Origin of the sequence: Nocardia noduli, from assembly GCF_019038455.1 — a bacterium.
Classification (GTDB): Bacteria; Actinomycetota; Actinomycetes; order Mycobacteriales; family Mycobacteriaceae; genus Nocardia; species Nocardia noduli.
The window spans coordinates 1-21,801 of sequence record NZ_JAFMPL010000109.1 but is presented as its reverse complement, the minus strand read 5'-3'; the positions used below and the strand labels follow the sequence as shown (position 1 = coordinate 21,801).

Sequence of the window (21,801 nt, the reverse complement as noted above, 5' to 3'; positions counted from 1 at the left end):
GCGGGGTGATCGCGGCGACGGCGGTGGTCGAACGACCGGACCCGAGCGTTGATGTCAGCCAGATGTCCGTGCTGCCTACTTTCGAGCGACTTCGTCTCACTACAGAGTGTCTCGCCGCATCAATGACTCAGCCGACTACTTGGACACCGTGTTCGGGCGCTAGGGTTGAGGTGTCGGGCGCGGGACGGGTGTCGGCTATGAAGGATGTGGAGTAGTTGTGGCCGTGAATCTTTCGTGTCCGTCCTGGTGTGAGTCGCACCGGGAGCGGGAATTCGACAATCCCAGGGCTGGTTTTGTCCATTGCGGTCCAGAATTCGTGCTGGAGATTGCCGAGGTCGTAGTTATCGGCGTAGTTCGTCGTATCTCGGTCCGAGTCGCGGCGCGCGACGATGGGGAATCGCGCCAGTGTGTGATCGAATTGTTCGATCCGCATGGAGTCGGTATGGAGTTGACCGCTGCCGAAGCCCGGCGGGGGGCGAAGATGCTCATCGACGCTGCGGACGTGCGACTTATCTCCGCCGAGGGCGAGTGCCCCTCATGGTGTCTGGAACACACAGATCCCGACCCGGACGATCCTGACGGCGAGCGCGTGCATCAGGCCCCGTCCCGAGTGATGGTCGTTGCTGGTGTTCACGAACCCAGTGTCGCACTCGGGGTGCGGGTGTGTGCCTTCGACGAGGAAGACGGACGCCGGGTCTCGCTGCATATCTTGGTGCAAGCGGTCGCAACGGAGCTTCGGGCAGCGGAAGCGTGCAAGCTCTCAGCGCACTTGCTTGACTGCGCGGATCTAGCCGAAGTGGTGGAAGTAACGTAGATCGGAATCGATAGTTTGCTTGAATTCAATAATGCGAAGTAGACAGAAGGTGTGGAATTTCCGCTGTCACGATGAGATCCGATCGATTCTACGCTTTCACGCGGTGGTGAACCCTATGTCGAATTCGGCGCGGGCGGTCCCGACGGGCCCGTTTGTATCGCGCTGATCGAAGGCCCCGATTCGACCAGCATTGGCAAGTCCCGGCGGTGCGCCGACGACTCAACCGGGCGCGAGAGTGCGCACTCGTAGTGGAACTCGCCTCAACCAGGTTTAGCGTCGCTCACGAATTCTTTTCGAGGCGATGTCAGCGCAGCACTACCGATCAGTTGGGGTATGGATGGCGGCCAGTGCGGCGTCGACAGCTGCTCGGGGTGTTTTGGCTTCGATTGCGGCGGCCCGTTGGACTCCGTCGGCGTCGATAACCGTCCAGCCCCCCAGCGAGACTACTGGTATGTCGCCGCGGCGGTTGGCTAGAGCCAGTTCCGAGAGGGTGCCCCAGGATCCGCCGATGATGATGATTGCGTCGGCCGAGTTCACCAGGATTGCGTTGCGGGCTTCGCCCATCCCTGTGTAGAGGACTGCGGACAGTCCTTTACAGGTGTTGACGGGGTCGGTGTCGGGCCGAACTCCGATGACGAGTCCGCCGTGCTGGGAGGCGCCCGCGGCGACAGCGGCCATCACGCCGGTGCCGCCACCGCAGAGGACGGTGGCACCGCGTTGAGCGAGTAGTTGGCCGACGTGTTCAGCGTTAGCGGCGTCGGTGTCGGTGCAGTTACGGGGTCCGCAAACAGCGATCTGTACTGGCGGCATGTCACTCCTTGCTGCGTTCCTTCTCGGCGGTGTATGCGCGGAACAGGGTAATGCGTTCGGTCAGCTCGCGGTGGACCGGTGTTGCCGAGCCGAGGGCGGCGAATCGGTCAGCAGTGTCGGTGACGCGCGCGACGATGGGTGCGGTTCGTAGTTCGACGGGGAGGCAGAGCACTCGTTCGACTCGCGCAGCGGCGGCCTCGAGGTCTCGGAGTCCGAGGTGGGCTAGCGCGGCGTCAAGTGTTGCAGCGGCAACGAATTCCTGTGGTGAATCTTCGGTGAAAGTATCCAACGCCGAGTCGGCATAGGTGAGCGCGAGTTGAGCGTGCTGGGTGCCTCCGAGAGCGAGGTGCACTTCGGCGGCGTAGTAGCGGGCCTTGCCAGGGTCGAAGTACATGACTCCGGCGCCGGGCCCGGTGGTGGGTGAGGCGGGTTGGACCCGGGTTATCGCGTCGGTTGCGATGTCGAGGGCGGCCAATGCGGCGCGGTCGTTGCCGCGCGCGGCTTCGGCTCGTGCAAGTTGGCTGGCTAGTCGCAGCCTGGTCGAATCCGCACGCATGTCCGCCAGTCCGGATTGCGCGTATTGGGCGGCACGATCGAAATCTTTGTCCCAGTAAGCGATGTTGGCTTGGACCCACCGAACGTAGGCTCGCAATTGCTGATCTTCGGAGTAGTCCGCAGCGAGCCAGGCCGTCCGTGCGTGGGTTTCGGCGTCGTAGGGGCGGCCGAGATCGGCGCAGGCGTGGGCCATCAGGGCGCAGACCTGGCCAGCGATGAGATAGAGGTCGGGCAGGACGCGAGGGCGTTGGCGTGTGTCGAGCATGTCGAACACGTCGCGGCGCATGGAGGATAGGCGTGGGACGAGTTCGAGGGCGGGTTTGGTGAGGTAGTCGGCGGCGAGATGAGCGATGTCGGCGTGTAACTGCTCGAGAACGTTCTCGTCGACTCCGCCGCCACCGCGTTTGACCCAGTGTGCAGCGTCTTCGGTGGACATGGTGATCTCCTGGTGCATGCGGTCGGCCGTTGGGGCTGTCTCTACCGCGTCCGTGAGCCGGGGCGGGGAAACGAGATCCCTGAACGACAGTTTCCACACCTTTTGCGCGACGCGCTGTGATGCCGCTCGCGCACCGGCGACATTGCCGGCCATCCAACGTCGTATCTGCCGCTCGGAAAGAGTCGCGTCCTCACCGACTTCGGCGGCGACTCGATCGAACTCCATGCACCACTCGGGAACGTTTCGAGAGCTGGCGTAAATCAGTTGTGCAAGTACAGTTCTGGGCTCTGGATTTGCCATGTCCACCTCACGCCTGCGGAATGGCTCAACGCTATCGCGCTGTAACCGGCGCTACCAGCGCGGATGCGGGCGATGTCAGGGAAAAGTCCGCAAGGACCGGGAAAAGTCAGGGCGACGACATTGAGAAGTCTCCCTTCGCGCGGTGAGGGTTGTCACAGCGACCAGGCCACGGGTCGACAGCCAGTGCTTATGCGTTGGCCACGATTCGGTTGCTCGGCTGGTCCGATTCGTGAAGCAGGGATTCGAGGGACTGTCGATGGCCGGGGATCGTCATAGGCCCGGCAGGACGCTGCGTGGTTCCGACTTCACGCTTTTCGACCAGCTCACGCGGCCCGCTACGCGGACTTCTCGCGGCGCGCCAAGTGGGCAACACACCACATTCTTGTTCATATCCGCGGAGCGTTTCGAGGGGTCAATGTTTGATGTCGCTGTACGGCACCGGAGACGCCCTTCTCTGGTGCACCGACTTCGCCTAGCCCGCGAACTCGTCCGATCGGTCTCGACCTGTCCGCTACCTCGGGGCTGTGGCGTCAAGGTTCGTAGTGGCACATCGGAATCCGGTGTCGTCGTCGAGCATGAGTCGGTCGGCGTCGTTGAAGGCTGCGGCGGCTGCGGCCTCGAGCAGGGAATGGAAGCTCGAACCCTTCAATTCGTAGCGGCCGTCGGTGGATTCGGTCGACAGCCATTCCCAGGCGTTGCCTGCGAGGTCGTATACGCCGTAGGGGCTGACGCCGGATTTGTAGCGGTCAACGGGTGTTGTGGTGCCTGTGGTTCGGTCGCGTTTGCAGTTGCATTTTGCGGAGGTGGCTTGGTCGCCCCAGGGCCAGGTCGCGCCGCGGGTGCCGCGCGCGGCTTTCTCCCATTCTTGGGAGGTGGGGAGGCGTTTCCCGGCCCAGCGTGCGTAGGCGCTGGCGTCGTCGTGGGTGACCCACACGACGGGGTGATCGTTGAGCTCCGGTGGCGGGCGGCGACCGGTCCAGTGCTGCGGCGACGGGTAGCCGACGGCGCCTACGAACAGGGCGTAGTCGCCGTTGGTGACGGGGTAAGTGTCGATCCAGTAGTCGGGCAGCCAGACGGGTTGGTCGAGTGGCCCGGAAAGGTAGACGCTGTCGGGGATTCGGGTCATCCAGCGTCCGTCGACGGGATGGCGGGCGCGGTCGGGTTGTACGAGGTTTTCGTCTTCGGGGGCGTCGGTGATGGCCTCGGCCGATACCAGCTGGCTGAACCGGGCGAGTTCGTCGGCGCTGAGCCGTTTCAGCGTGGTGTCGAGAGCGGCTTGGTTGACCGGGCGCGGCTCGATGTCAGTCCCCTTTGCCTCCCAGGTGGACACGATGCGCGTGCCGACTCCGAGATAGGCGGCGAAGTCGATGAGCGACATCCGCAGTGCGCTGCGCAGAGCGGTCACTTCGGCGCCTGTCCAGGGCCGCACCAGGCTGATCATTTCCGCGGATACCCCTTCCCCTTGCGGTGGCGTATCAGCCTAGTGGCCTCTCAGGGCGGCGTGAGGCTAGATCCGATGTGGCGGAATGGATTCGTACTGTGCGCGCAGTTTCTCCACGACTTCGTGCTCGGGCCAGCGGTGCTCATCGACGCCGATCACCGGGCGGACACCGGTCGCGGCGTTGGTCGCTACGGCACCGACGTAGTCGGGGAGTTGGGCGAGGGTGACGCGCTCGGTAAGGACGTTTTCGTCGCGGACCTGGTTGAGCAGTCGCATGGTGGTGCCGACGAGCACTTCGGCGTGGGGCCACACCAACTGACCGTCGGGGCGAACAAAAGCGATGTTGCTGGTGCCGATTTCGGTGATCGTGCCGTCCGGCTCGGTGAATACGACGTCGTCGTATCCGGCGCGCTGGGCCAGCGCGCGCTGGTGCAGGGCACCGAAGAGGCCGACGTGTTTGACCCGGGGCAGGTCGCGGGAGTAGACGATCGGTTGCAGACGCAGCGGGCCCGCGGTCGCGGGTGGCGCGGAGCGCATGGTGATCAGCACGTGCGGCTGGGCCGCGTCGCCGGGGCGGGCGAGGGTGAGCGCCGGATCGTAGATGGTCACCCGCACGACCAGGGGCGCGGCGGCTCCGCGGATGGCGTGGCGGACGTATTCGCGCACGCGGTCGGTGTCGAGGTCAGCGGCGAACACGGTCTGACAGTCGCGGACGAGGCGATCCAGGTGCAGGGTGAGGCCGCGGACCGCGCCGCCTTGCTCGACCCGCATCGAGGTGAAGTGTCCGTAGCCGACCAGCGCCAGCGAGGCGAGTTCGTCGGCGGTGACCGGGACGCCGTTGAGTTCTGTCATGCCGCCCAGTTTTCCACCGACCCACCGTCGATCGGCAGGGGGCACTGCGCAAGTGCAGTGCTGTTGCAGTGCGGTGCGGTGGTAGTGCAGTTCCGCATTCGTCGTGGTGTGCCGATGCTGGGATGCATGAATTCCGCACTCGCCGTGGATTATCGCGCATTCGCCGATGCCGCAGACCTACCCAGACTGAGGTGCGGGCATCTCGTCGGGCGCTGAGCGCCTTTCCCTACGCCGTCATCGAGGACGGCTGTCTTGATCCCAACGTTCGAGGAATTCGGTAATGATCACCCTAGAGGAACCGGCCGCTGCCGAAGAGATAGACATCGCCGCTGTCGAGCGGATGTGCAAGCGATACCGCGGTGAGTACGGCTTCGACACCACCGTCAGCAAATACGGACGCATCCTGCTGCGCACCGGCACGGTGGAGGCCATCCAGATGCCTCGCGACCTCGGAACCCGGGTTCTCGAGGTGCTGGAGGAACAGGACGTTGCGACCCCGGTAGTGGAGAACCGGAGAACCAAATACCTGAGTTTCTTGACGAGAGCGGCTCCCGAGGGTGACCAGCGTCCGGTGCACCTGATGGAGCGCGTGTCGATGCCGGAGGTGCCCGCGCCGACGCTGGAGGCCGCCGCGGGTCTGTATCGGGTGGCGGCGATCCGCACGGTCGGCGGAGCGGAGTTGACCTTGCCGGGCCCGGACGATGTGGTGCGAACCTGGTTGCGGGAACCCAACGGCCAGCTGGCGGAGTTCGATCCGCTGGCCAAGTTGACGGTGGCCATCGGTGCGGCCGTACGAAATCAGGAGGGCCGCCGGTGACGGCCGCGACTGGTTCTCGATGCCCTGTCGCTGCGGGGCCAGTCGGCGACGAGCAGCGGGTGTCGTTGTATTCGGAGGAATTCGCCGCTGATCCGCTCGCCGCGTATCGGAAGATGCGCCAGCGGTACCGGTCGTTGGTGCCGGTGTGGTTGGCGCCGGGGGTTGCGGCGACGCTGGTGATCGGTTACCGGACCGCGTTGCGGATCATGCACGACGTAGAGCATTTTCCCGCGGATCCGACGCGATGGGAGCAGACGGCCGACCCGGAAAGTTCGGTGTTCGAGGTGCTGCGGCGACGCAGCAACGCGCTGCGCACGACCGGACGCGAACACGAGCGATATCGGGGTGCGATCAACGAGGCGCTGACCGGGATCGACCGGTTCGAGGTGGAGAGGATTGTCGATACCACGGCCCAAGGGCTGATCAACGACTTCTGCGAGCTGGGCGCGGCGGATCTGCGCGCCCAGTACGCCTACCCGCTGACGTTCTGGGTGATGTGCGGCCTGTTGGGCCTGGAACCGGACGCCGCACATTCGGCGTGGGCGGAGATAGCGGCCATGCTCGATGGCGTCGCCGACGCGGGCCCGCGGTTCGGCGCGGCGCTGTATGCGGTGGTGCAGGCCAAACGCGCCTCGCCGGGCGAGGACGTGATATCGCGGCTGATCGAGCATCCGGCGGGGTTGACCGATATCGAGGTCGTCGAGCAGACCGCGCTGTTGTTGGGGCCGGGCACCGAGCCGACATGCAATCTGATCACCAACGCGGTGCTGCTGACCCTGCGAGACGAGCGGTTCGGCGGCTGGGTGCACGGAGGGTCGGTATCGGTCCAGGACGCGATCGCCGAGGTGCTGTTCACCGACACCCCGTTGCCGAACTTCGGGGCCAGCTATCCACGGCAGCCACTGTTGATCGATGACGTGTGGCTTCCGGCGCACCAACCGGTGCTGATCAGCTACGCCGCGTGCAATGCCGATCCCGCGGTGGATCAGCAGGGATTCGACCGGCACGGCAACCGATCTCATCTGTCGTGGGGGGCCGGGGCGCATGCGTGCCCGGCACGGGCGCAGGACATCGCCGAAATCATTGTCCGCCGCGCCATCGACCAGCTGCTGGACGCCATTCCCGATCTCGCGTTCGCCGAGGAGGCGGCGGTGTGGCGTCCCGGCCCCTTCCACCGCGCTCTGGCCGCGCTACCGGTCATCTTCCCTCCCTGTTCCCCCATGAATCTGGCGATGCCGCCGATGAACTCGAAGGAGTACTCCCGATGACACTGCACACCGATAATCCGCCGGTCCTGCTGACCGGCACCGACTGGCCGGGGGAGTTGGCCCGGTTGCGTGAGCGCGGCCCGATCGCGCGCGTCGAGTTGCCGGGCGGTGTCCTGGCCTGGTCGGTGACCGACACGGCCGTGCTGCGGGAACTGCTGAACGATCCGCGGATCGCGAAGGACGCGCACCAGCACTGGCCCGCGCTGCGCGAGGGCGAGATCACCCCGGCGTGGTCGATGTACGGGTGGGTGGCGGTGCGAAGCATGCTGACCGTCGACGGCGAGGACCATACCCGGTTGCGCCGGGTGGTGACACCGGCGCTCACCCCGCGCCGGATCGAGGCGCTGCGTCCGGGAATCGAGGCTATCGCGGCCGAGCTGATCGTCGGCCTCGCCGCGACTCGGCCCGGTGACATCATCGACCTGCGTGCGCTTTTCGTGAACGAGGTGCCGATCCGTGTGATCTGCGAACTCGTGGGTGTCCCCGCGGGACCGGCCGCCGCGCTGTGCGCGTGCACCACCAAAATCCTGGACATCACCCTGACACCAGCGCAGGCCGAAGCCAACTTGACCGAAATGTATCGGGTGCTGGCCGATCTGATCGCCTACAAACAGGACCATCGCGGCGAGGACGTCACCAGCACGCTGCTGGACGCGCACGCTCGCGGTGAGTTGTCGGACAAGGAACTGGCCGACACGCTCATGCTGCTGATCGTGGCCGGGTACGAGACCACCACACATCTTCTCGATCAGGCGATCGCAGCCCTGCTGCGCGATCGGGAACTGCTGTCGGATGCGATGGCCGGGCGCATCTCGTGGGTGGCGGTGGTGGAGGAAACCCTGCGCTATTCCCCGCCGCTGATCCAGATGCCGTTCCGGTTCGCGATCGAGGACATCGACCTCGGTGACGGTGTCGTGATCGCGAAGGGGGATGTCGTGCTGGTCCACCTCGCCGCAGTGGGACGTGACCCCAACCTGCACCGTAGCCCGGATCGGTTCGACCCGACCGGCCCCGACGGCGGGCACTTCGCCTTCGGGCACGGACCGCACTACTGTATCGGCGCGCCGTTGGCGCGGCTCGAAGCGACGGTCGCCCTGCCTGCGCTGTTCGCCGCGTTCCCGGACATGGAACTCGTGACCGACGCCGGAAACCTGGACCGTATCCCGAGCCTCGTGGTCAACGGCCACACCCGCCTGCCCGTCGCCCTGGGCGGTCGGTCGCGCGCCACGCGGTCGGCATGAGCGCGCAAATGCCCCCGGGGGCGCGCCCGTTCTTGCGAGGCGCGGATGGTGGACCCAATTTGCCTCGGGTCGAGGCGATCATCGCGGAGATGACCGACCTATTCGGTCCCGACTACACCATGACGTTCGCTCGCGCGGTCGAATTCGCGACCAATAACAAGGATCTGGTGCGCTACAAGAGTGAACTCGATGCCGCGGTAGAGATTCTGGTTCACGCGGGGTGGCCCCGTGCGCAGAGCAAGGCGATCGCGATCGATCACGTGGCTGCGGTGCACGCTGCGATCGGCGAAGACCTGCAAGCCCATGTCAACGCGGGCGGAACCCTGCCGGATCGGCGGCGGCCCACCGGGAACGAGTCGACATGAGTGGGGTGATTGCGGCGTGGTCCGGCGCGCCGATGGACCCGCAGATCCGTGTTCGCACTCACCAGGATGCTCCCCGCCGCGAGCCACGGTCGAACTCTGCTGAGGCGCAGCGTGTTCAGCGGATCGGTGGCCGCTACCGGTTCGGGGTTCGGCGGTGAGCGCGGCGGTGCTCGTTCGGCCCGCCGGGGGCGGCGGCGAGGACTGTCGTGATCGCCGCGGTTCAGGCGCGGGGTTCGTGCTCAGCTACGTGCAGGTCGTGGTGTTGTGGGAACTTCGCGGCACCGACAGGGAGCGTAGTTCCGCCGACTTGGCGGCTGCGACAGCCGGGCTGCGGTCACAGCCGGTGGCGCGAGCGGTCACGACGTTGCAGGCGCGGCATCTGGTCCAGGGCCAGGCCGGGGTTCGCAGCGGGTGGGTGTGGTCTCTGACACCGCTGGGACACCGAGCGATCCACGCGATGCGGGTCCTCGACGGCGCCGGCGCGGTTGTCGAGGTGGGTCCGAGTGGCCAGACCGAGGGGCGGGTGTGGTGATGACGACCTCGGGCAAGCCGGTTCCGACACGAACCGAGCAACAACACGCCACCCGTGAACGCCTGGTCGGGGCGGCCGTCGAGCTGTTCTTCGTCGGAGGATTCGGGTCGAGCTCTCTCGATGAGATCGCGGCGCGCGCCGGCTACACCCACGGCGTTATCGACGCGCATTTCGACAGCAAAGTCGATCTGGGCGCGACGGTGCTGGACGAGGTGTACCGGGGCGTGATCGAACGTCTGGGCCTGGTGCGCGTCGACACCGCCGATCAGCTGGTCTCGGTCGTATCGACCTGGGGGTTCCTGGCGGTGACGCGATCCGGGTGGATCCCGCTGGAGTTCTCGCTCACCGAGTCCACTCCCGAGCGCGCGATCCCGCTGACACGGCTGGTCGCTGCGCTCGGCGATTGGCTCACCGCCGCCGCCGAGAGGATCGGTGCGCCGTCCACCGACGACTGTGAGGTGACCGTTTCGCTGTTGGTGTGCGTACTCGCGGGCCTGGTGACCCAGCACCCCGATCCGGCCAACATCACCATCGCGATGGTGCGGAGCTACGTCGAACTGGCGCTGAGCACCATCGTCGGACCGCGCCGGATCGGCAGCCCGCCACCACCCGCGCTCGAACGGTCACCGAATCGACCTCCTGGCGCACCCGCCTCTCACTTCTCGTCGAGAGGCAGGTGAGCGCGGCCCGTGTCCTCCGATCTGCTCCGAAATGGCGTCCGAGCGCGAGCGCAGCGGTATCGCAACATCTGCCTTGCCTCAGCTGGAAGCGCTGGTCACGCTGTGCCGAAGTTCACCCGAGGTGCGAGTCTCCCTCGATCCCGTCCTCCAGGAACGGATGCCCGGTCTCGCCGTCGACGGCCCTTGCGTCCTGCTGATCCTGCGGCGAGGGAGATCGCTCGTGCTCGACCCAACGAGCCTCGACCGCGCGACGGTGCCGACCGCGGAGACCATCTACGCCCGCCACGACCGGCGTCGGGTGCGCGTGAGCCTTTCGCAGCTACGCATGGCGATGAGCCTGTGGTATGCGGTGAACCCCTGCACCACAAAGGAACTGACCGCACGAGGGCCGGTGGCCACGACCGTGCGCACGTTGCGCAGCCTCGAGAACAGAAAGCTCGTGCGCTCGGGGACGAAGCCCGACCCGGACACCGGCCACCTGGTGACGGTCTACGACCTCACCGACGCCGGACACGCCTTCGTGTGCGGCCTGGTCGCCGACACCCCAGTGACACCCCCGGCTGGCCCGACCCGCGTGCAGGCACCCGCCACAGCGCAGAGGACCACGGCGACGGTGGACACGACCCGCGCGCCCGCGTCGAATTCACCGACGTCGGTCAGCGAGGTGCTGGACTTCTTCGCACGGTGCCCGCGGTGCGGCTATGCGGCCACCGCGACGCGCACGACCCGCGAACGCGACGGCGAGCAGGAGATCTCGCTACATCCGACCTGCGGTCTGCCGTGTGGATGGAGCGGACCCGTGCACAGCTTCCGCGCGAGAACAGCGCGCCGGTAATCGGCCGCCCGCGCTTTGCCGGCATGGAGTTCCTGGGCGCGGGCCCCTGTCTCGACAGCGACCACGAGGCCGCATTCCTGTTGATCACGTGGGCGGACGCCGAGGTGCGGGTGCGGCGCTCGGTTTCGCGCCACCTGAACCTTGCCCGAGCTGAGAAGGGAAGGAGATAGCTATGGGTATGGCTGATGAAGAAGGCTGGGATGAGCCGACCCCCATCCAGAGGTTCCGTAGACGGGTGCTGGAGTGGGAGACACTTTCTCCCGGCGATGCCCGAAAGCTGCTGCGAGCACCGATTCCGGCTGCGTTTCCCGACGATGGGCGCAGAATCCGAAAAGCCTGTATCGAATACTTGCGGCTGATCGGCGATCCGCAATGGCAGCAACGCATGGCCGACCTCGACCTCTCCGGATTCCATCGGTACTGGGCGGATTACGACCCCGTGAGGTGGGGGCCTTGGCGTGAGCCCACCACCCCGCTCCGGCAGTACTTGAACGCCCTGAGATTCTGCGATGAGGACGGGCGGGTGCTGACCGCGGTACACCTGCGCAATCAGGGCGCTCCAGCACCCGTAGCAGCCGACGGGGAGGAGATCTGCCGAGCCTGGTGCCAGCTACGAATTCTCATCGGCGACCCCCGAGGACCCCAACTGCTGCACGAGGTGATGACGTGGTGAGCCTCCATCGGATCGCGCTGCGCCGCAACAGATCAGGCCCGCGCTGCACGCAGTCGAATACACCACGAGAGCCACGCACCGGAACGGAGTGGGAAGCGACGCCTGGGCAGCCTCCCTCAGCTATGGCAGGGCCTGCGGCGGACGATGTCCGCTACGGGTGCGCCCTGGTCGGTAGCTGCGATCGGCGGCGGATGCCACCGCGAGATCGCTCACCGGATGCGGAAGGGGAGATCCGGTGAGCCGCAGACGGGGCCGTGCTCACGCGAGCGTCGAGAAGATCGCGCTGGTCGATCCTCGGCGCGCGCACTGCGGGCGGGTGCACGATGTGTTGCTCGGTGCCGGAAAGGATTCGTACTGGACCGATCTGCAAGTCGGCGAACGGCTCATCACCGAGGTCCCCGAATTCGGTCTCGCGGCGCAGGCGGCCCGCATGTTCCTGGCCAGAGCCGTGCACGACGTGGCTGCCGACGGTATCGCCCAGATCATCGAACTCGGGTCGGGTTACCCGTGCTCGCCGAATCTGCACGCGGTCGCCCGCCGCGTGCGTCCTTCGGCACGAACGATCTACCTCGACAGCGACCCAGTGGTTGCCGTGCACGGGCGGGCGTTGCTCGCCGACGAGCAGACCGAGTTCATCCACGCCGATATCACCGACACCGACACGATCGTGCGGGAAATCGCCGAGACGATCGATCCCGCTGGTCCGGTGGCGATCTGTTTCGGATTCGTGCTCGAGTTCATCGATGATCCCAGTGTCGTGGTCGAGGCGGTCACGACGATCCTTCCGCCGGGGTCGTGTGTGGTGCTCAGTCACGTCACCGCTGACCAGGACACCGGCCCGGTCGCGGACGCGGCCGAGATCTACCGGGTCAATGGGATCGAGTTCCGCCCTCGGCGGCGCGAGGAGATCGCCGCGATTCTGTCCGGCTTCGACCTGATGGAGCCGGGCTTGGTCGCGGTGCACAGCTGGCGACCGGATGTGGTGCGGGCCGGGTTGAACGACGCGGAGTTCGGGTGGGGGAACCCGACCGGAGAATTCTGCCTGGCCGCGGTGGGGAGGCTGCCATGACGGCTGGAGACCTTCCCCCTCGCGCGGGCGGTGAACCGCCGTGCATGGCAGCGCCGACAGTCGATGACGCATCCCACCGGCGCCGGTTCGCGGGCCGGACCTTGGACTGCCCGGATGTGTTGATCGTGGACGACGGCTATCTGAAGGCGACATGGCCGTTCCTGGCCGATCGCCTGCGCGGTGGACTTGTCGGGCAAGGGCACACGCTGCTGTGGGAGACCGTGGCCGCCGATGGGCGGCTGCGCAAGATTCCCGGCATCGGCGAGGTTCCGGCATTGGTGCTGATCGGCGTGGAGCCCGAACCGGCCGACATCGCGGCATTGTCGCGATTGGCTGTCGTTGCGGGAATCGGTGGTGTCGACCCGGCCATCGCCACGGCGCTGGCGGACCGCGGTATCCCGTATGTCGACGGGTCACGGGGCCACAGCGATTCACGCGCGGAGATGGCCATCGCGTTGATTCTGGCCGGGCTGCGGTCGCTGCCGTCCTGGCACACCGCGATGGTCGCGGAAGGCCCGCGCGCGTGGCCGCTGCCGAGCTGGCAGTACGTCGATCATCCCGGTTTCGTCAACGGAACCTTGCGCGGCAAGACTGTGATCGTCGTCGGACTGGGGCCGGTGGGAATGCGGGTCGCCGAGTTGTGTACCGAGTTCGGGGCGACGGTGGCGGTGTCCGATCCGGATGCCGATGAGGTCGAGTTCGCCGTACGCGATGTCCAGCGAATCGATCTGGCGCACGTGTGCGGAGCCGACATCGTCGTAGTAGCTGAGGGCTCACCGCGGTTGCGGGTGGCGAAAACGGCGGTCGATCGGCTGACAGTGGGGTCGCTGGTGGTCACCCTCGACGCGGCAGGGATCGACCTGGCGGCACTACGGGCACGGGTGCTGCGCGGGGAGTTGGCTTGGGCAACCGACGTGTACGAGACCGTCCCGGTGCCGCTGCATGATCCGATCCTCGGCCGCGACAACGTCGTGCACACCCCCGGCATCGCCGGACGAACCCGCGAGGCCAATTACAGCGTCGCTGATGTGTTGGCGCAGAACATCACCCGCGTCCTGTGCGGCGGCCAGCCGTGGCCGTGGGACGGCGTTCCGCGTGCCCGCTCGGACCTATCGCAAGACCCGGCGCCGAGCCCCGAGGGCGCAAAGGGCACGGGGGCTCAGACGTGAAATTCCGCTCGAGATAGGAGCTGCGGTGATCCTCTGGCTAAATGGAGCGTTCGGTGCCGGCAAGACGACCGTGGCCGAGCAGATAGTGGCCGACAACCCGCAGTGGCGGTTGTTCGACCCGGAGATGGTCGGCTTCCTGGTTCGATCGCAGTTCCAGGACTTCGGATTCGCCGACTTCCAGCAACTGCGGTCATGGCGACGGCTGACTCCGATGGTTGCCGACGAGATCGCCCGTGAGACCGGCCAGCACCTGGTAATCCCGCAGACTGTGCTGGACCAGCAGTATTGGCGAGAGCTGGTGACCGGAATCGGTGATCACGGGCACACGCTGCACCATGTGCTCTTGGATGCGCGGCCCGAGATCCTGCGGCAACGAATCTGCGATGACGAGGTGTTACATCGTGCTGCCGGGTGGCGTCTGGAGCATCTGTCGATCTTCCTCGAGGCCCGCACCTGGATTGCGCGTGAGGCCGACCTGGTCGTGGATACCTCCGCTACGAGCCCTCGCCGGACCGCACTTGTGATCGCCGACGCGATCCGCGGTTGGGTCGAGCAGGACAAGGCGGAACAGAGATCGTGATCTCCGAGACAGAGAGGCCGCGGAGCCGAGTCCCATAGCTGACTACATCGAGCAGTCGATAGCGGTGCATTCGCTGTTATGCACCGCCATAGACGGGCGCATTGTTCGCGAAAATGGTTGTATGGCAACTAATTACAGGTTGACACGCTGTATGACGTTGAATAACAATAGATTTGGAAACGATCGTCGGACGATTTGATCGGGGGGACGACACGATGACGCAGGTATCGACCGAGCGCGGGAACTTCTGGATATCGAGGTCATTCAACTTCTGCGCCAGCCATCAACTGTCGTCGCTGCCGGTGGAGCACAAATGCTCGCGGCTGCATGGACACAACTACACGGTCACGGTGGCTCTGGGCGCGGTGACGCTCGATGAGCACGGTTTCGTGACCGACTTCGCGAACCTGTCGCCGCTGGATGAGTATCTGCGCGCACGGTTCGATCATCGTCATCTCAACGACGTGGTCGACTTCGCGCCGACGAGTGAATTGCTGGCCCATCATCTGGGTTGCTGGTTCGTCGCCGAAGTCGAACCGAATTTGGGTGGCGCGCGTTTGATGTCGATGACTGTGAGCGAGACATCGCATTCGGCGGCGTGCTGGGAGAGGTTGTGACCGATGGCAACAGGATCGGATAGGGACGCGGTGGGGGATCGGCGGGGTGACACCGTCCTGGTCGCGGAGAGGTTCGTGTCGACCCAGGGAGAAGGTCCCTACGCCGGGCAGCGGTGTGCGTTCGTGCGGCTGTCGCGATGCAATCTGCGTTGCGGCTTCTGCGATACCAAGCAGACCTGGGATTGGTCGCGATACCGCCCGGCCGAGGTGTCGCAGCGGATACCGACAGCCCAGATCACGGAATGGGTCGCTGGCACGGGCGTGGATCTGCTGGTGATCACCGGCGGGGAACCGATGCTGCAACAACCGGCGATGGCCGCGATAGCGCAAGGGGTGAACGCGCGGGTACAGGTGGAGACCAACGGGACGATAGCGCCGATGCCGGAACTCGCCGAGCGCGTACAGATGTGGGTGGTTTCGCCGAAACTCGCCAATTCCGGTATGCCGCAGCCGACACGGATCGTGCCGGACGCGCTGGCGGCGCTGACCGCGACAGGGCGTGCGGTGTTCAAATTCGTCGTCGCCAACGTCGATGCCGATTTCGCCGAGATCACCGAGTTGCAGACCACCTATGGCCTGTCCCCGGTCTGGGTGATGCCCGAAGGTGAGACCGTCGAGCGTGTGGTGGCGGGCTTGGCCGCGATCCACGACAGGGCCGTGGCGCGCGGCTGGAACGTCTCGGGCCGATTGCATGTGCTGGCGGGAGCCCGATGAGCGTGTCAAACGGCGAGGCTCTGGCTCTGGATCTGACCTGGGCCGGATTCGGTTCCTGTCTGCGGGCGATGGCTGCACGTGTCACCGCTGACGGGCGGCCCAGCGTGGTGGTGGGCGTGCTGCGCGGGGGGATGGTGCCAGCGGTGGCGTTGGCGCATCAGCTCGGTGTACGGGACGTGCGCGCGATCGGCATCGAACACACCCAGGACGAGGGCACCGACGCCGAAAAGTATCCGGAGCCGCGGGTGCTCGACCCGGCGTCGCTGGGTGTCTTCGCCCCGGGTGCCGATGTGCTGGTCGTCGATGACGTCGCCGGTTCCGGCGCGAGTCTGACTGTGGCCTGCTCGCTCATCCCCGACACGGTGGCGCGGGTGCGCCGCGCGGTGGTCGTGGTCAACACCGTCAACTGGGCGAAGGCGAATGCCGATGAGCCTCAACAGCATTGTCACTACATCGGCGCCACATGCGCTGGATGGGTTCGTTTCCCCTGGGAGGTTCGATGACTGCGGCAGAATGCCACGATGATCCGCGCCGTACGCGGCCGGGCACGCCGATGATCGGCGACTACAGCATCAATCAGATGGATGACTTCTACGCGGCCCTGGGAGTGGGCCAGGTCAAGGCGAGCGGCATCATGAACCTGATGCAGCGGCTGATCATCGCCGGGCATTGCCACCCCGGAGACAAGGTGGTCGACGCCTGCTGCGGTGGTGGCCTGCAACTGCCGGTGCTCTACCGCTACCGCCCGGATCTGGGCAGCTATCTGGGACTGGATATCAGCGCGGCGAACCTGCGCGGCGCGGTCCTGCGCCAACAGCAACTCGATGCCCACTACGGGCCGCAGTTCCCGATCAAGTTCCTGACCACCGACGTCTCCCAGCCCTGGGGCGTGGGCGCCGATATCGACGTCGTGGTCTACACCTCGGCGCTGGAACACCTGCCGTATCCGGCGGGACTGGCGAGCCTGGGCCAAGCGGCCAACGCGCTGAGCCCCGACGGTCGGCTGCTGTTGTCGACGCCGATCACCCCCGAAGGCGCACCGCTCCAATACCGCGTCCACGTCCACGAATGGCCCCGCGAACAACTGCTGGCAGCCCTCGATGAGGTGGGCCTGGCTGTCAAGGACGAGATCGGGATCCTGCCGCCGCCGGAAGAGGTGATCGTGCGGGCGCTGACCGACCGATTCGGCGACGGCGCAGCCGAGTTGTATCGGCAGCTGTCCGACCGCGTGCCCGATCACCTGCTGGGCCCGGTCATCGCCACGGTCCTGGGGGAATCATCGACCGAGAACCTGTATGTCTGCGTGCGCAAGGATCGATCGTGACCGCGCGCGCACCGCTGTGGTGCAGCGTGGAGGGGATCAACGGCGTCGGCAAGACCCATCTGCTGGGGAAGCTGACCCAGCGGTTCCCGGCGGGGGAATACGCGATGGTCGCCGAGCTGACCGACACCCGTGACGCGGTGCCGAGCAAAGTGATCACCGCCCTCTCGGGCGGGGACACGTTTCTGCGCACCGGCCATCCGCGCACCGAAACCCTGGCGCTGCTGGGATTGAAGGTCCGCGAGTACGAACAGATCCACTCTCTGCCCGATCCGCCCGCGGTGGTGCTCGAAGACCGCGGTGTGGACACCGTGGCGATCTATCAAGCCGCGATCTGGGGCGGGACAGACGCGACAGCGGCGCTGCGTGATCAGCTCGCCGACCTCATCAGCGCGACCGCGGCGATATGGCGGCCTCCACCTGATCGGGTGTTGCTGCTCGTCGACGATCTCGACGCCTGCGTCGCGCGATACGCCCGCCGTCGCGGGAGCCCGATCACGACCGAAGAACGAGCACTCATCGAATGCGCGGACCGAATGTATCGCGACCGTGCGCACCGTGATTCGCGCCGTTTCCGCGTCATCGACCGCGCCGGACGCGACGAGGCCGCGGTGGTGGAGCAGATGTTCGGCGAGATCATCGAGGCCGCCGGGGGGCCGCGATGATCTCGGCGGGCAAGACGACCACCGTGCTGTGGGCGCTGCGTAGCCCGTGTGACCTGGGCTGCCCGCACTGCTATTTCGGTGTGCTGGAACAGGATCGTCTCGAACCGCCGACACAGCCGGGCAAACTCACCCACCTGCCCCATGGTGATCTGGGACTGCCGGTGCTGTTGGACTTCCTCTCCGATATCGGCGAATCAGGGATCGAGCGAGTATTCCTCGCTGGCGGCGAACCCCTGAACTGGCCACCGGTAGGCCAGATCATCGCGGCGTTGACCGCCGCGGGAGTGCAGGTCGTGGTGTGCACCAACGGCCGCCCTCTGACCCGCCCGGCGATCCGGAAAATGTTGTACGACAACGGCGTGCACGCGGTCTCGGTCTCTCTGGACTCGGCCGATCCAGTGATCAACGACCGTCAACGCCCCACACGGGGTGGTCAAACCGACAGCTGGGCTCGGGTTGTCACCGGGATCTCCGCGCTGATCGATGAGCGCGGTGACCGGGCGATGAAGGTCGGCATCTACAGTGTGCTGACACGCAACACCCTGGCCGGGATGCCCGACACCGCGCGGTTCGCCGCCGAGCTGGGTGTGGATTATTTCGTCGCGCAGCCGGTCGCGCTCGACCCCGGCCACGAGCTGTTCGAGGAACTGGTGCTGCGTGAGCACGACGTACCGCTGCTCGAGGAGGTCTTCGGCGCGATTGCCGCCGCCGATCTCGGCATGAGCCTGCCAGGGGAGCTGTATCCGGCGCAGGTGGTCTCGACAGTGCGGCACCGATTGCAGGACAAACCCGGCTGCTACGGCGGACACCAGCTGGCATTCATCGAGCCCGATGGATCGGTGTGGGATTGCCCGTCAGGGCATATGATCGCCGCGCAGGCCGCCGCCGGTACCCAGCGAAGCATCATCGGCCACACCGCGGCCGAGTTGTTCGTGCCGACCACGTCCGTGCGGGACTGCCCGCTGTTCAGCGGCGATTGTGTGAACATGAACCCGCTGATGGAGTTCGACCGTGTCCTGGGGGCTCGGTGATACGCGCCGCCGCGCTGCGGCCGTCCGGCGAAGTGGACGCCTACGAAGACGAACTGGCGCGCTACCTCGGCGTCACCGACGTCGTGGCGGTCTCCTCCGGCACGACGGCATTGCAGACCGGCTTGTACGCGGCCGGGGTGCGTCCCGGTGACCGGGTGATCGTTCCCGCGCTGACGGTCGTGATGACGGTGGCCCCGGTGGTGGCGCTGGGCGCGCAACCGATCTTCGTCGACTGCAACGACGACGGAACCGATTTCGACCTCGATGACCTCACCGCGCACCTCGATGGCGCGACCGCGATCGTGCCGGTCTACCTGTGGGGGCGCGCACCCGACAGCGACGCGGTCCGCCACCTCGCCGCCCAGCACGGTATCCCGGTGGTCGTCGACGCCTGCCAAGCGCTGGGAACGATGATCGGTCGCACTCACGCCGGGTCGGATGCCACGGTGGGCTGCTACAGCACCCACCAGCTCAAACTGCTGTCCACCGGCGAAGGCGGCTTCCTGGCCACCGACGACAGCGAGCTCGCCGCCACGGCCCGCGCCTACCGATCCCACTGGCTCACCGCACCACCGGACAGTGCGCCGGCCTCGCGGATCGCCCACAATTTCCGGCTCGCCGAGCCACTGGCCGCGCTCGGCCGCGCCGAACTGGCAGGGCTGGACGAACAGATCAGCTGGCGCACCGAGCAGACTCTGCTGATGATCCGGCTACTGGCCGAGGTGAAGCAGTTGGAGGCGCTGGTCCCGCGACGACAGCGCTGGAACCACTACGCGCCGGTGTTCCGGCTACATCTGGACCGGCCGCGGGCCTTCGCCGAACACCTGGCCGCGTTGGATATCCCGGTGCCGAACTCGACGGGCACCTTCAAACTGATCCCACTGGATCAACGCCCGATGTTCGCCGACGAAACCGCCCCGCGCTGCACAACAGCGGCCACCGTACTGGACTCCATCCTCGCCATAGCGCTCACCCGCGCCGACGACCACACCCGCATCACGCAGTACGCCGCGATCATCGAGCAGGAGGTTCACCGATGGGTCGACGCCTGATCGACTCCCTGAGCACCGTCACCATGGCGGTGATCGACTTCGAATACACCACTCCGACCGGCGCACCGAAGGAACCCTTCGAGGTCGCCGTACAGGTACTGCATGTCGAGCACGGCAAGATCAACCTCGGAGCCGAATTCGAGGCATTGATGCGGCCCCCGGCTCATGCCGCGCTGACGGTGTTCGACACCGGGCAAACCGGCATCACCCCCGAGATGGTCGCTGAACAGCCCCCCGCGACGGAGGTGCTGGCGAGACTGGATCGCCGTTTCACCGCGGGTCCGTACGTGCTCATCGCCCACCATGCTCCCGCCGAAGCAGGAGTTCTGTCCGCCTATCGGCAGTCGTGCCCGAACCTGGCGCGACTGCCGATCCTGGACACCGTGCGTCTGGCACGGGACCTGTACCCAGATCTGCCCAAACACAGCCTCGACCAGATCATGCGCCACCTGGGCATCCCCGCACCACCCGACCGGCACCGCGCAGGCGCGGACGTGCGCCTCACCGCCGAGATCTTCATCCGAATGGTCACCGACTCCACCACATGGATGAACCTGGACCACCTGCGCGCCATCGCCGGCTACACCCCGCAGGCCCCGCCGCCGGAGCAAACCACGCTGTTCGACTGACCTCGGCGACCGTGCCCGCAGAAACGAGGACTCATGCCTGCTTCTACCCGCATGAATGAAAATGGTTCCGCACCAAAGCTGTTGAGTATCGAAGGGATCAACGGTGTCGGAAAGACCTATCTGACCGGGTTGGTCGTCGAGCAGCTCACCCGTGACGGCGAAGACCCGCCGGTAGTGCTCGAAGAGTTTTCCCGCCGATCCACCGATACCGACCTCGGCCGCCGCCTGCTGGGCACCCTGGTACAGGCATCCGGCGGCGAGCGGTTCCTGCGCGCGGGATATCCGGGTTCGGAGACACTGCTGCTGTTGGCGGTCAAGACCCACGACTACGAATCCGTGCTCGACCTGCTGGCCGCAGGGCGCACTGTGATCGAGGGACGCAGCCTGCACACCACCGCGGTCTACCAATCCCTGATCACCCACCCCGATGACGACAACGCCTACAGCTTCGCCACCACCTTGCTGCGCCACGCCGCGCTCTACCGGCCACTGCCGGACCGCACGGTGTTGCTGACCGACGATGTCGAGGCTGCCGTACACCGCGCGGAAGTCCGCAACGCAGAGACCTTCACCGCCGAGCAATGGGTCCTGCACCGGCGGGCGGCAGCCCTGTTCGAGCGCTTGGCCGCCGACGACCCGGACCGCTTTCTGGTCCTGGACCGCCGCGAACACGACACCACCGCACTCACCGCCGCGCTGCTCGAACTGCTGGCCCGGCCGGGTCCGAGTCCAGCGTGATTCGGACCCAGCCCGCGTCTCTAGGCGGGCAGCAGTGACCCGTGCCCACCGACCGTCGCTTCGGCGCGGTCGAGCACATCGACATGGGGAAAGAGGAATTCGGCGAGCCTGCGGGTGTCGTCGAACAGATCCAGATCAGCCAGTTCCTCGAGGCGGTACCAGCCGAACTCGTGTACCGCCTGCGCGACCGGGTCAGGGGAATCCGCGACCGCCACGTACTGGTGATCGAGATGCTTGTGCGGCTCGGCGAGATGATTGTCGCGCGGTACGTCGACCAACGTGGTCCACCACGGCTCGACCACCACTTCCAGTGGATAGCCCTGCGGCAGAGGAACACTCGCGCGCCGCAGCAGCCGAACTTCCAGCCCGGACTCCTCGACCACCTCACGCAACGCCGCCTGGGCAGGGGTTTCGTCGTCCTCGACGTGACCACCGGGCACCATCTGCTTGCCCAACCGCGGCTGTAGCACCAGACCGATCTTCCACCCCTCGCCCTCGAACCGGCAGAACACGAAGGTAGAGGCCGTCGCGTGCACTTTCATCATCCAGAATCACCCCAGGACAGGTCGGTGTCGGTCCCCGACATCGTGCCAGACC

At 66.2% G+C, this 21,801-nt stretch carries 26 protein-coding genes; 21 read left to right on the top strand and 5 right to left on the bottom strand.

Annotated features, from left to right (window positions below; translation table 11 throughout):
- Positions 1–217: 217 nt before the first annotated feature.
- Positions 218–814 (top strand): DUF6907 domain-containing protein, encoded by a 597-nt coding sequence (locus JZ792_RS34710; protein ID WP_216917136.1) that lies wholly within the window; start codon positions 218–220, stop codon positions 812–814.
- Positions 815–1,129: 315 nt separating this feature from the next.
- Here the strand turns inward: JZ792_RS34710 and JZ792_RS34705 are convergent, their stop codons facing one another.
- The 4 genes from JZ792_RS34705 to JZ792_RS34690 all read right to left on the bottom strand — a co-directional run bounded on the left by JZ792_RS34705 (position 1,130) and on the right by JZ792_RS34690 (position 5,208).
- Positions 1,130–1,624, bottom strand: a complete 495-nt coding sequence (locus JZ792_RS34705; RefSeq protein WP_216917135.1) for an SLOG cluster 4 domain-containing protein — start codon at positions 1,622–1,624, stop codon at positions 1,130–1,132.
- 1 nt (position 1,625) lies between these two features.
- The gene (locus tag JZ792_RS34700; RefSeq protein ID WP_498044267.1) at positions 1,626–2,840 is read right to left on the bottom strand and encodes an NsdA family TPR-like regulatory protein; all 1,215 of its coding nucleotides are present in this window, start codon (positions 2,838–2,840) and stop codon (positions 1,626–1,628) included.
- A gap of 586 nt (positions 2,841–3,426) precedes the next feature.
- Positions 3,427–4,344 (bottom strand): SUMF1/EgtB/PvdO family nonheme iron enzyme, encoded by a 918-nt coding sequence (locus JZ792_RS34695; RefSeq protein WP_308165577.1) that lies wholly within the window; start codon positions 4,342–4,344, stop codon positions 3,427–3,429.
- A 78-nt stretch (positions 4,345–4,422) separates the two neighbouring features.
- Positions 4,423–5,208 carry an aminotransferase class IV family protein gene (locus JZ792_RS34690; RefSeq protein ID WP_216917132.1) on the bottom strand — a complete coding sequence of 262 codons (786 nt, stop codon included), beginning with the start codon at positions 5,206–5,208 and terminating at the stop codon, positions 4,423–4,425.
- Positions 5,209–5,488: 280 nt separating this feature from the next.
- Here JZ792_RS34690 and JZ792_RS34685 point away from each other — a divergent pair, with 280 nt between their 5' ends.
- From JZ792_RS34685 to JZ792_RS34590, 20 genes are all read left to right on the top strand, one after another.
- Positions 5,489–6,025 (top strand): hypothetical protein, encoded by a 537-nt coding sequence (locus JZ792_RS34685; RefSeq protein ID WP_216917131.1) that lies wholly within the window; start codon positions 5,489–5,491, stop codon positions 6,023–6,025.
- Positions 6,026–6,084: 59 nt separating this feature from the next.
- A complete protein-coding gene (locus JZ792_RS34680; RefSeq protein WP_308165575.1) occupies positions 6,085–7,293 on the top strand; it encodes a cytochrome P450 family protein in 1,209 nt (402 codons plus the stop codon).
- A complete protein-coding gene (locus JZ792_RS34675) occupies positions 7,290–8,534 on the top strand; it encodes a cytochrome P450 family protein (protein ID WP_216917129.1) in 1,245 nt (414 codons plus the stop codon). Before JZ792_RS34680 ends, JZ792_RS34675 begins: the two co-directional genes overlap by 4 nt.
- Positions 8,535–8,623: 89 nt before the next feature.
- Entirely contained in the window at positions 8,624–8,899 is a 276-nt protein-coding gene (locus JZ792_RS34670; RefSeq protein ID WP_216917128.1) for a hypothetical protein, read from the top strand.
- Between the two features lie 154 nt (positions 8,900–9,053).
- On the top strand, positions 9,054–9,431 hold the full coding sequence (locus JZ792_RS34665) for a winged helix DNA-binding protein (protein WP_216917127.1): 378 nt from the start codon (positions 9,054–9,056) through the stop codon (positions 9,429–9,431).
- Complete coding sequence (locus tag JZ792_RS34660; protein WP_256461536.1) at positions 9,431–10,111, top strand: TetR/AcrR family transcriptional regulator; 681 nt, start codon at positions 9,431–9,433, stop codon at positions 10,109–10,111. The genes JZ792_RS34665 and JZ792_RS34660 overlap by 1 nt, the downstream gene beginning before the upstream one ends.
- 31 nt (positions 10,112–10,142) lie before the next feature.
- The gene (locus JZ792_RS34655; protein WP_216917125.1) at positions 10,143–10,946 is read left to right on the top strand and encodes a hypothetical protein; all 804 of its coding nucleotides are present in this window, start codon (positions 10,143–10,145) and stop codon (positions 10,944–10,946) included.
- 178 nt (positions 10,947–11,124) lie between these two features.
- Entirely contained in the window at positions 11,125–11,619 is a 495-nt protein-coding gene (locus JZ792_RS34650) for a hypothetical protein (RefSeq protein WP_216917124.1), read from the top strand.
- Positions 11,620–11,854: 235 nt separating this feature from the next.
- Entirely contained in the window at positions 11,855–12,688 is an 834-nt protein-coding gene (locus JZ792_RS34645) for an SAM-dependent methyltransferase (protein WP_216917123.1), read from the top strand.
- A gap of 44 nt (positions 12,689–12,732) precedes the next feature.
- Entirely contained in the window at positions 12,733–13,857 is a 1,125-nt protein-coding gene (locus tag JZ792_RS34640; RefSeq protein WP_216917122.1) for an NAD(P)-dependent oxidoreductase, read from the top strand.
- Positions 13,784–14,437 carry an AAA family ATPase gene (locus tag JZ792_RS34635; RefSeq protein WP_308165574.1) on the top strand — a complete coding sequence of 218 codons (654 nt, stop codon included), beginning with the start codon at positions 13,784–13,786 and terminating at the stop codon, positions 14,435–14,437. The genes JZ792_RS34640 and JZ792_RS34635 overlap by 74 nt, the downstream gene beginning before the upstream one ends.
- Positions 14,438–14,610: 173 nt before the next feature.
- Positions 14,611–15,054 carry a 6-pyruvoyl trahydropterin synthase family protein gene (locus JZ792_RS34630; RefSeq protein WP_216917120.1) on the top strand — a complete coding sequence of 148 codons (444 nt, stop codon included), beginning with the start codon at positions 14,611–14,613 and terminating at the stop codon, positions 15,052–15,054.
- Between the two features lie 3 nt (positions 15,055–15,057).
- Positions 15,058–15,768 (top strand): 7-carboxy-7-deazaguanine synthase QueE, encoded by a 711-nt coding sequence (locus JZ792_RS34625; protein WP_216917119.1) that lies wholly within the window; start codon positions 15,058–15,060, stop codon positions 15,766–15,768.
- Positions 15,765–16,271, top strand: a complete 507-nt coding sequence (locus JZ792_RS34620; protein WP_216917118.1) for a phosphoribosyltransferase — start codon at positions 15,765–15,767, stop codon at positions 16,269–16,271. The genes JZ792_RS34625 and JZ792_RS34620 overlap by 4 nt, the downstream gene beginning before the upstream one ends.
- Entirely contained in the window at positions 16,268–17,092 is an 825-nt protein-coding gene (locus JZ792_RS34615) for a class I SAM-dependent methyltransferase (RefSeq protein ID WP_216917117.1), read from the top strand. Before JZ792_RS34620 ends, JZ792_RS34615 begins: the two co-directional genes overlap by 4 nt.
- Positions 17,089–17,754, top strand: a complete 666-nt coding sequence (locus JZ792_RS34610) for a nucleoside/nucleotide kinase family protein (protein ID WP_216917116.1) — start codon at positions 17,089–17,091, stop codon at positions 17,752–17,754. Before JZ792_RS34615 ends, JZ792_RS34610 begins: the two co-directional genes overlap by 4 nt.
- Complete coding sequence (locus tag JZ792_RS34605; RefSeq protein WP_216917115.1) at positions 17,751–18,785, top strand: radical SAM protein; 1,035 nt, start codon at positions 17,751–17,753, stop codon at positions 18,783–18,785. The genes JZ792_RS34610 and JZ792_RS34605 overlap by 4 nt, the downstream gene beginning before the upstream one ends.
- On the top strand, positions 18,782–19,837 hold the full coding sequence (locus JZ792_RS34600; RefSeq protein WP_216917114.1) for a DegT/DnrJ/EryC1/StrS family aminotransferase: 1,056 nt from the start codon (positions 18,782–18,784) through the stop codon (positions 19,835–19,837). Before JZ792_RS34605 ends, JZ792_RS34600 begins: the two co-directional genes overlap by 4 nt.
- Complete coding sequence (locus JZ792_RS34595; RefSeq protein ID WP_216917113.1) at positions 19,822–20,466, top strand: 3'-5' exonuclease; 645 nt, start codon at positions 19,822–19,824, stop codon at positions 20,464–20,466. Before JZ792_RS34600 ends, JZ792_RS34595 begins: the two co-directional genes overlap by 16 nt.
- Before the next feature lie 51 nt (positions 20,467–20,517).
- Entirely contained in the window at positions 20,518–21,204 is a 687-nt protein-coding gene (locus tag JZ792_RS34590) for a nucleoside/nucleotide kinase family protein (RefSeq protein ID WP_216917112.1), read from the top strand.
- A 20-nt stretch (positions 21,205–21,224) separates the two neighbouring features.
- Here the strand turns inward: JZ792_RS34590 and JZ792_RS34585 are convergent, their stop codons facing one another.
- On the bottom strand, positions 21,225–21,749 hold the full coding sequence (locus JZ792_RS34585) for an NUDIX hydrolase (RefSeq protein WP_216917111.1): 525 nt from the start codon (positions 21,747–21,749) through the stop codon (positions 21,225–21,227).
- Positions 21,750–21,801 lie beyond the last annotated feature (52 nt).

Bases quoted from the DNA above. Each gene is read 5' to 3' on its own strand.
- JZ792_RS34655 (WP_216917125.1), top strand. From the start codon at position 10,143: ATGGCGTCCGAGCGCGAGCGCAGCGGTATCGCAACATCTGCCTTGCCT.
- JZ792_RS34685 (WP_216917131.1), top strand. From the start codon at position 5,489: ATGATCACCCTAGAGGAACCGGCCGCTGCCGAAGAGATAGACATCGCC.
- JZ792_RS34700 (WP_498044267.1), bottom strand. From the start codon at position 2,840: ATGGAGTTCGATCGAGTCGCCGCCGAAGTCGGTGAGGACGCGACTCTT.
- JZ792_RS34590 (WP_216917112.1), top strand. From the start codon at position 20,518: ATGAATGAAAATGGTTCCGCACCAAAGCTGTTGAGTATCGAAGGGATC.
- JZ792_RS34705 (WP_216917135.1), bottom strand. From the start codon at position 1,624: ATGCCGCCAGTACAGATCGCTGTTTGCGGACCCCGTAACTGCACCGAC.
- JZ792_RS34640 (WP_216917122.1), top strand. From the start codon at position 12,733: ATGGCAGCGCCGACAGTCGATGACGCATCCCACCGGCGCCGGTTCGCG.
- JZ792_RS34585 (WP_216917111.1), bottom strand. From the start codon at position 21,749: ATGATGAAAGTGCACGCGACGGCCTCTACCTTCGTGTTCTGCCGGTTC.
- JZ792_RS34615 (WP_216917117.1), top strand. From the start codon at position 16,268: ATGACTGCGGCAGAATGCCACGATGATCCGCGCCGTACGCGGCCGGGC.
- JZ792_RS34660 (WP_256461536.1), top strand. From the start codon at position 9,431: ATGACGACCTCGGGCAAGCCGGTTCCGACACGAACCGAGCAACAACAC.
- JZ792_RS34625 (WP_216917119.1), top strand. From the start codon at position 15,058: ATGGCAACAGGATCGGATAGGGACGCGGTGGGGGATCGGCGGGGTGAC.
- JZ792_RS34595 (WP_216917113.1), top strand. From the start codon at position 19,822: ATGGGTCGACGCCTGATCGACTCCCTGAGCACCGTCACCATGGCGGTG.
- JZ792_RS34605 (WP_216917115.1), top strand. From the start codon at position 17,751: ATGATCTCGGCGGGCAAGACGACCACCGTGCTGTGGGCGCTGCGTAGC.
- JZ792_RS34620 (WP_216917118.1), top strand. From the start codon at position 15,765: ATGAGCGTGTCAAACGGCGAGGCTCTGGCTCTGGATCTGACCTGGGCC.
- JZ792_RS34670 (WP_216917128.1), top strand. From the start codon at position 8,624: ATGACCGACCTATTCGGTCCCGACTACACCATGACGTTCGCTCGCGCG.
- JZ792_RS34690 (WP_216917132.1), bottom strand. From the start codon at position 5,208: ATGACAGAACTCAACGGCGTCCCGGTCACCGCCGACGAACTCGCCTCG.
- JZ792_RS34675 (WP_216917129.1), top strand. From the start codon at position 7,290: ATGACACTGCACACCGATAATCCGCCGGTCCTGCTGACCGGCACCGAC.
- JZ792_RS34650 (WP_216917124.1), top strand. From the start codon at position 11,125: ATGGCTGATGAAGAAGGCTGGGATGAGCCGACCCCCATCCAGAGGTTC.